Annotated in this window: 12 protein-coding genes; 2 read left to right on the plus strand and 10 right to left on the minus strand. The window is 68.6% G+C overall.

What is annotated here, in order from left to right:
• Positions 1-8: 8 nt before the first annotated feature.
• From EOE66_RS00665 to recA, 6 genes are all read right to left on the minus strand, one after another.
• Positions 9-740 carry a TerC family protein gene (locus EOE66_RS00665; RefSeq protein ID WP_128226774.1) on the minus strand — a complete coding sequence of 244 codons (732 nt, stop codon included), beginning with the start codon at positions 738-740 and terminating at the stop codon, positions 9-11.
• Between the two features lie 143 nt (positions 741-883).
• Positions 884-1,777: a succinate--CoA ligase subunit alpha gene (sucD, locus tag EOE66_RS00670; RefSeq protein WP_054139862.1), complete on the minus strand. Its 894-nt coding sequence runs from the start codon at positions 1,775-1,777 to the stop codon at positions 884-886.
• Positions 1,778-1,792: 15 nt separating this feature from the next.
• Positions 1,793-2,953, minus strand: a complete 1,161-nt coding sequence (gene sucC, locus EOE66_RS00675) for an ADP-forming succinate--CoA ligase subunit beta (protein ID WP_128226775.1) — start codon at positions 2,951-2,953, stop codon at positions 1,793-1,795.
• A gap of 45 nt (positions 2,954-2,998) precedes the next feature.
• Positions 2,999-3,559 carry a DUF2889 domain-containing protein gene (locus tag EOE66_RS00680; RefSeq protein WP_128226776.1) on the minus strand — a complete coding sequence of 187 codons (561 nt, stop codon included), beginning with the start codon at positions 3,557-3,559 and terminating at the stop codon, positions 2,999-3,001.
• A gap of 131 nt (positions 3,560-3,690) precedes the next feature.
• Positions 3,691-4,167 (minus strand): recombination regulator RecX, encoded by a 477-nt coding sequence (gene recX / locus EOE66_RS00685; protein WP_128226777.1) that lies wholly within the window; start codon positions 4,165-4,167, stop codon positions 3,691-3,693.
• A gap of 20 nt (positions 4,168-4,187) precedes the next feature.
• Positions 4,188-5,225 (minus strand): recombinase RecA, encoded by a 1,038-nt coding sequence (recA, locus tag EOE66_RS00690; protein ID WP_128226778.1) that lies wholly within the window; start codon positions 5,223-5,225, stop codon positions 4,188-4,190.
• Positions 5,226-5,436: 211 nt separating this feature from the next.
• Between recA and EOE66_RS00695 the strand changes: the two genes are divergently transcribed.
• Together EOE66_RS00695 and EOE66_RS00700 are read left to right on the plus strand one after the other, a co-directional pair.
• Complete coding sequence (locus tag EOE66_RS00695; protein WP_128226779.1) at positions 5,437-6,108, plus strand: response regulator; 672 nt, start codon at positions 5,437-5,439, stop codon at positions 6,106-6,108.
• A gap of 121 nt (positions 6,109-6,229) precedes the next feature.
• Positions 6,230-7,756 carry a sensor histidine kinase gene (locus tag EOE66_RS00700; protein ID WP_128227455.1) on the plus strand — a complete coding sequence of 509 codons (1,527 nt, stop codon included), beginning with the start codon at positions 6,230-6,232 and terminating at the stop codon, positions 7,754-7,756.
• A 57-nt stretch (positions 7,757-7,813) separates the two neighbouring features.
• Here EOE66_RS00700 and rodA read toward each other — a convergent pair whose 3' ends face one another.
• From rodA to mreC, 4 genes are read right to left on the minus strand one after another with little or no spacing between them, the layout of a single operon-like run.
• Positions 7,814-8,971: a rod shape-determining protein RodA gene (gene rodA, locus EOE66_RS00705; RefSeq protein ID WP_128226780.1), complete on the minus strand. Its 1,158-nt coding sequence runs from the start codon at positions 8,969-8,971 to the stop codon at positions 7,814-7,816.
• Positions 8,968-11,073 (minus strand): penicillin-binding protein 2, encoded by a 2,106-nt coding sequence (gene mrdA / locus EOE66_RS00710; RefSeq protein WP_128226781.1) that lies wholly within the window; start codon positions 11,071-11,073, stop codon positions 8,968-8,970. Before mrdA ends, rodA begins: the two co-directional genes overlap by 4 nt.
• A complete protein-coding gene (gene mreD, locus EOE66_RS00715) occupies positions 11,073-11,594 on the minus strand; it encodes a rod shape-determining protein MreD (RefSeq protein WP_128226782.1) in 522 nt (173 codons plus the stop codon). Before mreD ends, mrdA begins: the two co-directional genes overlap by 1 nt.
• A 25-nt stretch (positions 11,595-11,619) precedes the next feature.
• Entirely contained in the window at positions 11,620-12,561 is a 942-nt protein-coding gene (gene mreC, locus EOE66_RS00720; RefSeq protein ID WP_128226783.1) for a rod shape-determining protein MreC, read from the minus strand.
• Positions 12,562-12,578 lie beyond the last annotated feature (17 nt).

A 12,578-nucleotide genomic window follows, 5' to 3' on the forward strand; every position in this document is an offset into this window, starting at 1 on the left:
GAGGGCGGTCAGGCCGCAGCGCTGGCGCGCTTGCGCTTCACCAGCACGCCGATCGCCAGCACGAGCAGCGCACCCGCAACGCCGGCGCTGTACTTCACGCTGGCCACGACCTCAGGGAGCTTGCCTTCCACCAGCTCGCTGGCCAGAGGCATGTGGCCGACGATGGCCGGGTCGGTGACGGCCATCGTGCCGGCAATCCATCCCAGCAGCATGCCGCCGGCGGTGATGATCATCGGGAAGCGGTCCATGAGCTTGATCACGAGCTGGCTGCCCCAGACGATGATGGGAATGCTGACGACCAGGCCGAAGATCACCAGCGCCATCTGGTGCTCACCCGCGCTTTGCGCGGCGCCGGCGATGGCAATGACGTTGTCCACGCTCATCACGAGGTCGGCCACGATGATGGTCTTCACGGCGGCCCAGAGCTTGTCGGAGGCGTTGATGTCGCCATGGCCCTCTTCATCGGGCGCCAGCAGCTTGACGCCGATCCACACCAGCAGCGCCGCGCCCACCAGCTTGAGGAAAGGAATGGCCAGCAACGTCAGCGCGAAGAAGATCAGGATGACGCGCAGGACGATGGCGCCCGCGGTGCCCCAGATGATGCCCTTGGTGCGCTGCGCTGGCGGCAGCTTGCGGCAGGCCAGGGCAATGACCACGGCGTTGTCACCCCCGAGCAGGATGTCGATCATGATGATCTGGCCGACGGCGATCCAGAACGCGGGGTCAGTGAACATGTCCATGAGAGGGTGGGCGCTTTCAGCAGGGAAACGGTGGCGCGGGCGAAAAAGCCCAGCCCGGATAGGCCCAAAAGTGTAGTCGGCGCCCCAGGGGCGCCGACTGTGGAAATTACGACCGCCCGCGCGGGCCGCCGAGGCCCGCTAGATCAGAGCAAGGCCTTGAGCAGGCGCGCCATCTCGCTGGGGTTGCGCGTGACGGTGAAGCCGCACTCTTCCATGATGGCGAGCTTGGCATCGGCGGTGTCGGCACCGCCACTGATCAGCGCGCCAGCGTGGCCCATGCGCTTGCCGGGAGGCGCGGTCACGCCCGCGATGAAGCCCACCACCGGCTTCTTCATGTTCGCCTTCACCCAGCGGGCGGCGTCGGCTTCGTCAGGGCCGCCGATCTCGCCGATCATGATGACGGCGTCGGTGTCCGGGTCGTCGTTGAAGGCCTTCATCACGTCGATGTGCTTGAGGCCGTTGATAGGGTCGCCGCCGATGCCGACCGCGCTGCTCTGGCCCAGGCCGATCTCGGTGAGCTGCGCCACGGCTTCATAGGTGAGCGTGCCCGAGCGGCTGACGACACCGATGCGACCCTTGCGGTGGATGTGGCCCGGCATGATGCCGATCTTGATCTCTTCAGGCGTGATCAGGCCGGGGCAGTTCGGGCCCAGCAGCAGCGTCTTCTTGCCGCCGGCCGCTTCCTTGGCCTTCATCTTGTTGCGCACATCCAGCATGTCGCGCACGGGGATGCCTTCGGTGATGCAGATGGCCAGGTCGAGGTCGGCTTCCACGGCTTCCCAGATGGCAGCTGCCGCGCCGGCGGGCGGCACGTAGATCACGCTGACGGTGGCGCCGGTCTCGCTCTTGGCTTCCTTGACGCTGGCGTAGATGGGGATGTCGCTGAACTTCTCGCCGGCCTTCTTCGGGTTCACGCCAGCCACGAACGCAGCCTTGCCGTTGGCATAGGCCTGGCAGCCCAGGGTGTGGAACTGGCCGGTCTTGCCGGTGATGCCTTGCGTGATGACGCGGGTGTCTTTGTTGATGAAGATGGACATGTCTTGTTCTCCGGGTCAGGCAACGGCGGCGACGATCTTGGTGGCGGCTTCGGCCATCGTGTCGGCGGCAATGATGGGCAGGCCGCTGTCGGCCAGCATCTTCTTGCCCAGGTCTTCGTTGGTGCCCTTCATGCGCACCACCAGCGGCACGCTCAGGTTCACGGCCTTGCAGGCGGTGATCACGCCCTCGGCGATGGTGTCGCACTTCATGATGCCGCCGAAGATGTTGACGAGGATGCCTTTGACCTCGGGGTTCTTCAGCATGATCTTGAAGGCCTCGGTGACCTTCTCGGCCGTGGCGCCACCGCCCACGTCCAGGAAGTTCGCCGGCTCGCCGCCGAAGAGCTTGATGGTGTCCATCGTGGCCATGGCCAGGCCGGCGCCGTTGACGAGGCAACCGATGTTGCCGTCCAGGCTGATGTAGGCCAGGTCGAACTTGCTCGCTTCCACCTCGGCCGGGTCTTCTTCGTCCAGGTCGCGGTAGGCCACGATCTCGGGGTGGCGGAAGAGCGCGTTGCTGTCGAAGTTGAACTTGGCGTCCAGCGCGATCAGGTTGCCCTGGCTGTCGCGGTTCAGCGGGTTGATTTCCACCAGGCTGGCGTCGGTGGCCATGTAGCAGGTGTAGAGCTTCTGGAACAGGTCGATGGCCTGCGCCGTGCTGTTGGCGGGCAGACCGATGCTGTCGGCAATCTTCTTGGCCTGCTCGGCGCCCAGGCCGGTCAGCGGGTCGATGAACTCGGTGATGATCTTCTCGGGCGTGCTGTGCGCCACTTCCTCGATGTCCATGCCGCCTTCGCTGCTGGCGATGAAGGCCACCTTCTGCGTCGCACGGTCGGTCACCAGCGAGACGTAGTACTCCTTCTGGATGTCGGCGCCTTCTTCGATGTAGAGGCGGCGAACCTTCTGACCTTCAGGGCCGGTCTGGTGCGTCTTGAGCTGCATGCCCAGGATCTGACCGGCCAGCGTTTCCACTTCGGCCAGGCTGCGCGCCAGCTTCACGCCACCGCCCTTGCCGCGGCCGCCGGCGTGGATCTGCGCCTTCACCACCCAGACGCTGCCGCCGAGCTTCTGCGCGGCTTCCTGCGCTTCGCGCACGGTGAAGGCGGCATAACCGCGCGGCACCGGCACGCCATGGGCGCGCAGCAGCTCCTTGGCCTGGTATTCGTGGATCTTCATCGGGAGGGCTCCTCTTCGCTCGTGCGGTGTGTCGTCGGGAATGGGTCAGGCGCTGGGTGCGGCTTGCGCCCAGCGGGGATAGAAACGGGCCACCACGGCGCCATTGCTGCGCAATGCGTGACAGCGGTCGATCTGGAAGGGCCGGCTGGCGCCCTCGGTGTCACCGCGGGTGTCGATCACTTCGCCCGCGAAAGCCTGCACCACCGCGGTAGGCAGCACCTGCGCCAGCTCGGTGATGTGGGTGCAGCCCAGCACACCGCCCACGCGTTCGCGCAGGCGCAGGCGGAAGTGGTCCATGAGGTTCAGGCCAGCCAGGCGCGCGTAGATGTCGCCGTGGTCGTTGCACTGGCCCGTGTAAGGCATCCAGCGGGTCTCGGAGCCGGCCTCGAGGATGTCGAGCTTCTCGTTCACCACCAGGCGCAGCAGCATGTCGTGGATGGGCACGCCAGCGGGCCGGGGACCGCTGCCAAGCTGCGTCGTGCGGGTCTTGGTGTCGGTGAGCGTGGCATCCACTTCCCACAAGCCATCACCACGCGCATACACCTGCACGTCGATCTGACGGCGGTGCTTCAGCTGGCGTTGGGCCGCCGCTTGCGGAAGGGTCATGGGGGGACTTCGGAGGCAGACGCTGCAGGGCGCTGGGGCAGCGCGGCGGCGAATTTAGCATGTGGCGCTGCAGCAAAAACTTACAGCGAAGCCCGAAGTGCACGATCGTGCGGGAAGAAAGTGCGCGGGAATCAGCCCTCGGTCTCGTCACCACCGCCGCGCACCACGCGCTGGATGACATCGCCCTCGAAGCCGCGGCCGGCGAGGAAGCGCATCTGCTTCGCGCGCTCGGTGGCGTCGGCGGGCGGCTCGCCGAAACGCCGCCGCCAGACCTCCAGCGCGCGCTCGTACTCGGTGGCCCGGGCCTGCTGCAGCGTGCTGGCCACCAGCGCCGGCGCGAGGCCCTTGTGCTGCAAGATCTGCTTGAGGCGCCGCACACCATGTCGGCGACCCTGGCCCTGGAGCACGGACTCGGCCGTGCGCACTTCGCTCAGCAGCCCCTTGGCAGCCAGCTCGTCCAGCGCAGCGGCGATTTGTGCGGCTGCGGTGACGTCCTCGGTGTCTTGCACGAACCGACCGAGCTTGCGCTCCAGCTCGGCACGCGAGTGCTCGCGCTGCGCCAAGTGGCGCAGCGCGCGGCCCTTGACCGACAGCGCGCCGAAGCCCACCGCGGGCCGCCGCCCGTGCCTTACTCGGACGCTTCGGCGTTGAGCAGCGGGATGCCCATGTGCTCACGCACCTTGTTCTCGATCTCGCGGGCCACGTCGCTGTTCTCGCGCAGGAACTCGCGGGCGTTGTCCTTGCCCTGGCCGATCTTCTCGCCGTTGTAGGCGTACCAGGCGCCGCTCTTCTCGAGCACGCGGGCTTCGACACCCATGTCGATGATCTCGCCTTCGCGGCTGATGCCTTCACCGTAGAGGATGTCGAACTCGGCGGTCTTGAAGGGCGGGCTCACCTTGTTCTTGACGACCTTGACCTTGGTCTCGGAACCGATGACCTCTTCGCCCTTCTTGATGTTGCCGGTGCGGCGGATGTCCAGGCGGACGCTGGCGTAGAACTTCAGCGCATTGCCGCCGGTGGTGGTTTCGGGGTTGCCGAACATCACGCCGATCTTCATGCGGATCTGGTTGATGAAGATGACCATGGTGTTGGTCTTCTTGATCGTGGCGGTGAGCTTGCGCAGCGCCTGGCTCATCAGGCGGGCCTGCAGGCCGGGCAGGCTGTCGCCCATCTCGCCTTCGAGTTCGGCCTTGGGCGTGAGCGCGGCCACCGAGTCGACGACGATGAGGTCGATGCTGCCGCTGCGCACCAGGGCATCGACGATTTCGAGCGCCTGCTCGCCGGTGTCGGGCTGGCTGATCAGCAGATCTTGCAGGTTGACGCCCAGCTTCTGCGCATACTGGATGTCGAGCGCGTGTTCGGCATCGATGAAGGCGGCGGTGCCGCCCTGCTTCTGCATCTCGGCGATGACCTGCAGCGTGAGCGTGGTCTTGCCCGAGCTTTCAGGGCCGTAGATCTCGACGACGCGGCCGCGCGGCAGGCCGCCGACGCCTAAAGCGATGTCCAGGCCCAGGCTGCCGGTGGAGACGACCTGGATGTCTTCGATCACCTCGCCTTCGCCCAGGCGCATGATCGAGCCCTTGCCGAACTGCTTTTCAATCTGGGCCAGCGCCGCCTGCAGGGCCTTGGCTTTCTCGGTGTTCAGTGCTTTCACGGGTGCGTCCATGCTGGGTTCTCCTCGGTTGGCAGCGATTATGCCGCGAAGACTGGATATGCGTACAGTCCTTTTGGGGTAACCCCGTGGGGGCACCCGGCCGAGGGAACCGCAGCATAGACGCTGATCAAGGCGGGGCCCGACGGCCTGCCTAGAATTTCCGGACCGCCGGGCACGCTGCCGGCCACAGGCACGGTTCACGTGCCGCAAAGGAGACAGGCTCATGCGCATCCTCATTGCCGAAGACGACCAGGTGTTGGCCGACGGCCTCTTGCGTTCGTTGCGGGCCGGGGGCTACGCGGTGGACCAGGTGGGCACGGGCAGCGAAGCCGATGCCGCCATCGCCGGGCACGAGTTCGACCTCGTGATCCTCGATCTGGGCCTGCCCAAGATGCACGGCTTCGAAGTGCTGCGCAAGATGCGCGCGCGCGGCAGCAGCGTGCCAGTGCTCATCCTCACAGCGGCCGACAGCGTGGAGCAGCGCGTCAAGGGCCTGGACCTGGGCGCCGACGACTACATGGCCAAGCCCTTCTCGCTGCAGGAGCTGGAGGCGCGGGTGCGCGCGCTCACGCGCCGCGGCCTGGGCACCGCCAGCAGCGTGCTCAAGCACGGCCCGCTGACCTTCGACGCCACCGGCCGCGTGGCCTACCTCAACGACCAGATGGTCGAACTGAGCGCGCGTGAACTCAGCCTGCTGGAGGTGCTGCTGCAGCGCGCCGGCCGGCTGGTCAGCAAGGACCAGCTGGTGGAGCGCCTGTGCGAGTGGGGCGAAGAGGTCAGCAACAACGCCATCGAGGTGTACATCCACCGCCTGCGCAAGAAGATCGAGCAGGGGCCGGTGCGCATCGCCACCGTGCGAGGCCTGGGCTACTGCCTGGAAAAGATCGCGGCCTGACTTGGCCGAAGCCGCCCCGCCCGCCACCAGCACCGCTGCGCTCGAAGCGCGGCCGGCGGCCACTCCGGCCACAGCCCCCTACCGCGAACAGCGCTCGCTGTTCGGCGAAATCCTCGACTGGATGCTGGCGCCGCTGCTGCTGCTGTGGTCCATGAGCCTGGGCTTGACCTGGGTGGTGGCGCAGTCCATCGCCGCCCGCCCCTACGACCGCGAACTGGCCGATGCCGCGCGCGCCCTGGCCCGCCAGGCCACGGTGCAGACCTCCACCGTCGACCTGCCAGTGGGCAGCGTGCGGGCCGAGCTGGAGCGTGCAGCCGCCACGCTCAAGCGCGATGACGACGACGACCGCAGCTACTACCAGGTGCTGGGCCGCCGCGGCGAACTGCTGGCCGGCGAGGCCGCGCTGGCCGTGCCCACCGAGCCCGGCGGCGAGACCACCCCGATGCCGGAAGGTGGCGTGCGCTTCCGTGACGACACCATCGGCGACGAACCTGTGCGCGTGGCCTACCTCTGGCTGCCACCCGCGCCTGGCGACACGCGCAGCGAAGCGCTGGTGCAGGTGGCCGAGACCCTGGGCAAACGCAGCAAGCTGGCCACCGAGATCATCAAGGGCGTGATCCTGCCGCAGTTCGTGATCCTGCCGCTGGCGGTGCTGCTGGTGTGGTTCGCCCTCACCCGCGGCATCCGCCCCCTGGCCGAGTTGCAGCAGCGCATACGCAGGCGCGAAAGCACCGATCTGTCTCCCATTCCCGATGGCGACGTGCCCGACGAGGTGGCGCCCCTGGTGGGCGCGATCAACGACCTGCTGCAGCGACTGGACAAGACCATCGCCACGCAGCGCCACTTCCTCGCCGACGCGGCGCACCAGCTGAAGACGCCGCTGGCCGGCCTGCGCATGCAGGCGGAACTGGCCGCGCGCGAGATCGACAGCGGTCGCGGCGACCCGGCCTCGATGAAGCACACGTTGCGCCAGATCGCGCTGAGCACGCAGCGCGCAGCGCACATGGTCAACCAGTTGCTGGCCATGGCGCGCGCCGAAGACACCGGCCAGGCGGCGCGCCACCAGGACGTGGACCTCGCGGCCATCACGCGCGCCGTGGTGCGCGACTTCGTGCCGCGCGCCATCGAGCGGCGCATCGACCTCGGCTATGAAGGCCCGGCCGACACCAGCGGCGACCGCGACACCCGACCGGTCTCCACCCGCCTGCGCGCAGAACCGGTGCTGCTGAGCGAGATGGTGCGCAACCTCGTCGACAACGCGCTGCAGTACACACCGCAGGGGGGCACCGTCACGGCGCGCGTGCTCACCGACCCCTTCGGCCAGGTGGTGGTGCTGCAGGTGGAAGACACAGGCCCCGGCATTGCGCCGGGCGAGCGCGAAGCGATCTTCCGGCCCTTCTACCGCGCCCTGGGCACGCAGGTGGATGGCAGCGGCCTGGGCCTGGCCATCGTCGCCGAGGTGGCGCAGCGCCACGGCGCCGACATCACCGTCACCGACGCCCGCCCGCGCCCCAGCATGGGCGGCGCGCCAGGCACCACGCCTGGCGCGTTGTTCACGGTGCGCTTCCCTCTGGCGGCGACGAATGCTTCGGACCCAGCTTCCCGCGGCGGAACCGGCGCTGCCGGGCCGCTCGCGGACGGCCCCTAGGCCAAGCAGGGGCCCTCGTCAGGGTCGGGGTGGCGAGCGCCAGCGAGCCTGGGGGCTTCAGCTCTGCATCAGGCGGCGGCTGCGGGCGATGGACATCAGGATGCCCAGCCCCAGCCCCAGCGAGACCATGGCCGTACCGCCATAGCTGACGAAGGGCAAGGGCACGCCCACCACGGGCAGGATGCCGCTGACCATGCCCATGTTGACGAAGGCGTAGGTGAAGAAGCTCAAGCTCACCGCGCCGGCCAGCAGCCGCGTGAAGACGGTGGGCGCCTCCGCCGCGATCATCAAGCCACGGAAGATCAGGAAGGTGAAGGCCGCCAACAGGATCAGCACGCCCGCCAGGCCGAACTCTTCACTGAACGCCGCAAAGATGAAGTCGGTGGTGCGTTCGGGGATGAACTCGAGGTGCGTCTGCGTACCCTGCATGAAGCCCTTGCCACCGAGCCCGCCAGAGCCGATCGCGATCATGCCCTGGATGATGTGGAAGCCCTTGCCCAGCGGATCGCGCGTGGGGTCGAGCAGCGTGCAGACGCGGTTGCGCTGGTACTCGCGCAGCACCGGCCATTCCACGCCGGGCTGGCAGATGGTGTCGCCCGTCAGCACGATGGCCAGCAGACCCAGGGCGCCGACCACCAGCGCCGGGATCACCAGCTTCCAGCTCAGGCCGGCGAAGAACATCACGTAAAGGCCGCTGCCCAGGATCAGCAGCGAGGTGCCCAGGTCGGGCTGCTTGGCCACGATCAGCACCGGCACCCCCACCAGCAGGCCCGCGATGACGAAATCGGGCACGCGGAGCTGGCCTTCGCGCTTCTGGAACCACCACGCCATCATCAGCGGCATCGCGATCTTCATGATCTCGCTGGGCTGGATGACCATGAAGCCGATGTTCAGCCAGCGCTCGGCGCCCTTGCGCGTGATGCCGAACATGGCCGTGGCCACCAGCAGCACCAGCCCCGCCACGTACAGCGGCACCGCCAGCTGCTGCAGCTTCTGCGGCGGCACCTGGGCCACCACGAACAGCACCGCCAGCGCCAGCAGCATGTTGCGGCCGTGGTCGACGAAACGCGTGCCGTGGTCGTAGCCCGCGGAGTACATGGCCACCAGGCCGATGGCGGCCAGCAGCGCAATCGCCACGGCCAGCGCCGCGTCGAAGCCGCTGAACACCCGGCGCAGCAACAGCCAGGGCGAGGGGCGTTGGAAGACGGCGTTCATCGCCGCTGGACCGCTGTGTTCACCAGCAACGGCGGCAGGGCGGCCACACGCTGCGGCGCCGAAGCCGGCGCAGCCGGCGCGCCGGGCACGGCAGGGGCCGCGGGCGCCGAGGCCGCTGCGACGGGCGGCAGCGGTGCGGCCTGCTGGCCTGGCAGCGGCACGTCCACCGCACGGCGCGGCGTGCCGATGGGCGTGAGCACGCGGCCTTCGCGCACGCCGGCGAGATCTTCTTCGCTCGGGTACAGGCCCAGCAGCAGGTAATCGAACACGCGCCGCGCGATGGGAGCCGCGGCGTCACCGCCAAAGCCGGCGTTCTCCACCACCACGGCCAGGGCCACGGTGGGCGCATCGATGGGCGCAGCGGCCATGTAGAGCGCGTGGTCGCGCTTGTGCTCTTCCAGCTTGGCGGCGTTGTATTTCTCGTTCTGGCGCACGCCCACGGCCTGCGCGGTGCCGGTCTTGCCGCCGCTGGCATAGGACGCCCCGGCAAAGCTGCGTGTGGAGGTGCCCTCGGTCGTCACGCCGGCCAGCGCGCGGCGGATGATCTCCACGTGCTCGGGCTTCAGCGCCAGCGGCGGCAGCGCCTGGCCGGCGACGGGCTTGCGCTCGCCGCTCAGCACGTTCTCCACCTCGCGCACCAGGCGCGGCTGGTAGCGCTGGCCGCCGCTGACCAGCGTGGCGGTGGCGCTGGCCAGCTGCAGCATGGTGAAGTTGTTGTAGCCCTGGCCGATGCCCAGCGAGATGGTTTCGCCGGCGTACCATCGCTGCTGCTCGGGTTTCTTGTAGTAGCGGCGTTTCCAATCGGTGGAAGGCAGCACGCCGGCCACTTCGTTCTCCAGGTCGATGCCCGTTCGCACGCCAAAACCAAAGGGCGAAAGCTGCTCGTGCATCAGGTCCACGCCCATCTCGTTGGCCAGCGAGTAGTAGTAGACGTTGCTGCTCTTGACGATGCTGCGGTGCATGTCCACCGGCCCCAGGCCCTTGTCGCCGTGGCTGCGGAAGGTGTGGTTGCCGAACTGGAAGGTACCGCCGTCCTGGATGACGGTGCTGGCGCTGCGCTTGCCCGAGGTGAGCGCGGCCATCGCCATGAAAGGCTTGAAGGTGCTGCCCGGCGGGTAGGTGCCGCGCAGGGCCCGGTTCAGCAGCGGCTTGTCGATGCTTTCATTCAGTTCGCGCCAGCTCTCCACATCGATGCCGTCGACGAAGAGGTTGGGGTCGAAGGTGGGCTTGCTCACGAAGGCCAGCACCTCGCCCGTGCGCGGGTCGAGCGCCACCAGCGCGCCGCGACGGTCACCGAAGAGCTGCTCCACCAGCGCCTGCAGCTTGATGTCGATGCTGAGCACGAGCTTGTCGCCCGGCGTGGGCGGGTGGCTCTTCAGGCGCCGCACGGCGCGACCGCCGGCGCTGGTCTCCACCTCTTCGAAGCCGGCGGTGCCGTGCAGCACGCTCTCGTACGCCTGCTCCAGGCCCAGCTTGCCGATGTACTCGGTGCCCTTGTAGTTGCCCTGGGCCTCTTCGTCCCACTCTTCCATGGCCTTCTTCTCGGCCTGGTTGATGCGGCCGATGTAGCCCAGCAGGTGGCTGCCCGTCTCTCCCAGCGGGTAGCTTCGGAAGAGCCGCGCCTTGACCTCCACGCCGGGGAAGCGGAAACGCTGCGCCATGAAGCGCGCCACCTCTTCGTCGCTCAGCTTGGTGCGGATGGGCAGGCTCTCGGCGCCCTTGAGTTCTTCCTGCAGGCGCCTGAAGCGGCGGCGGTCGCGCGGCTCGATGGTCACCACCTCGGCCAGCTCGTCCATCAGCGCATCGAGCTCGGCGGCCGAAGACCGCCCGCGCTGCGGCGAGATCTCCAGCGTGTAGGCCGAGTAGTTGGTGGCCAGCACCACGCCATTGCGGTCGACGATGAGGCCGCGGTTGGGCACGATGGGTACCACCGCGATGCGGTTGGCCTCGGCCTGCGTGGCCAGTTCGTCGTGACGGATGACCTGCAGGTAGATCAGCCGCGCGGCCAGCAGCGCGAAGGCCAGCAGCACGAAGGCCGCGGCGGCGAGCAGCCGGCCGCGGAAGCGACCGACTTCCTCCTCGACATCGCGCAGGATGGTCATCACAGCGGCCTATTCTGATCGGGGTCGGGCGCGCGGCGCTGCGGTGCCAGCAGCAGCAGCGTGGCCACCGGCCACAGCAGCGCCTCGAACACGGGCGCCAACAGCAGGCTCCAGCCCGGGAACATGTCGCCGGCGGCCATGCGCACGGCCAGCGAGACCGCGTGCGCGAGCACGAACACCGGCAGGATCTGCAGCGCCTGCTCCACCACCCCGAACCACAGCAAGCGCCGGTGGATGCTGATGCCGGCGAAACCGAGCAAGGTGTAGGCCAGCGCATGCTGGCCGAGCAACGCGCCCTGGTGCACGTCCATCAGCAACCCGAAGAGGAACGCAAGGCCCACACCCACGCGGCGCGGCTGGTGCACGCTCCAGAACACCAGCACCACGGCCAGCAGGTCGGGCATGGCCGGCACGCGGCCCAGCGGCAGCATGTTGAAGGCCGCCGCCACGGCCAGCGTGAAGGCAATGAAGAAGGGGTTGACCGGCAGCAGCAGCTGGTCGGAACCGCGCGGCATGATCATCGGGCCAGCTCCTGCAGGCGCGCATTCATGGCGTGCTCGCCGCGCGTCGCGGCGTCTTCAGCTGGTGGTCGGGCCGGCCGGTCTTCTCGACGGCCTCGGGCTCGGGGCGGGCAGGCAGTTGCGCGGCCACCGGCTCCAGCACCAGCACGTGGCGAACGCCGTCGGCCTGCGCCACGGGCGTGAGCAGCACGCGCGCAAAACCCGATTCCACGCGCCGCTCGACGTTGGCCACGCGCGCCACGGGCAAGCCCGGCGGGTACACCCCGTCGAGCCCGCTGGTCTGCAGTTCGTCGCCCACCTTCACGTCGGCGTTGGCCGAGGCGTAACGCAGCTCCATGCCCCCGGCCGCACCGCCGAAAGCCGCGTTGCGCTGCTGCGTGCGCACGTTCAGCACCGGGATGGCCGCGTCCTTGTCGGCCAGCAGCGTGACCTCGGCCGTCAGCGGGTACAGGCGCGTCACCTGGCCCAGCACGCCGGCTTCGTTGATGACGGGCGCGCCCAGCACGACGCCCTGCGTGGCGCCGCGGTCGATGATCACCTTGCGCGAATACGGGTCGGCCGCCTCGTACAGCACCTCCGCCGGGCGCGAGCGCACGGCCACGGCCTGGCGCAGTTCGAGCAGGGCGCGCAGGCGGTCGTTCTCCTGCTGCAGCTGGGCCGTGCGCAGCGAGCGCTCGGCCTGGGCCGCCAGGCGCTGTTGCGCCTCGCGCTCGGCGGCCTGGGCCTGCCGCAGCCCGCGCAGGTAGTCTTCGCCGCCCTCCCACATCTCCACGGGCACGGCCAGCGCACGCTGCACCGGCAGCAGTGCGACGGCCAGCGCCGCTCGCAAGGGCTGCGTCCAGCCAAAGCGCGTGTCGGCGACCATCAGGAACACCGCCAGCGCCGAGAAGAAGACGAGCTTGCTCAGGGCCGAAGGGCCCTGGCGGAAGAAAGGCGGCGGGGTGCGGTCGAGCGTTCCCAAAGGCATTGGGGTCGCTCCTGCTG

The sequence above is a fragment of the Rubrivivax rivuli genome (assembly GCF_004016505.1).
In the GTDB taxonomy this organism is placed as follows: Bacteria; Pseudomonadota; Gammaproteobacteria; order Burkholderiales; family Burkholderiaceae_C; genus Rubrivivax; species Rubrivivax rivuli.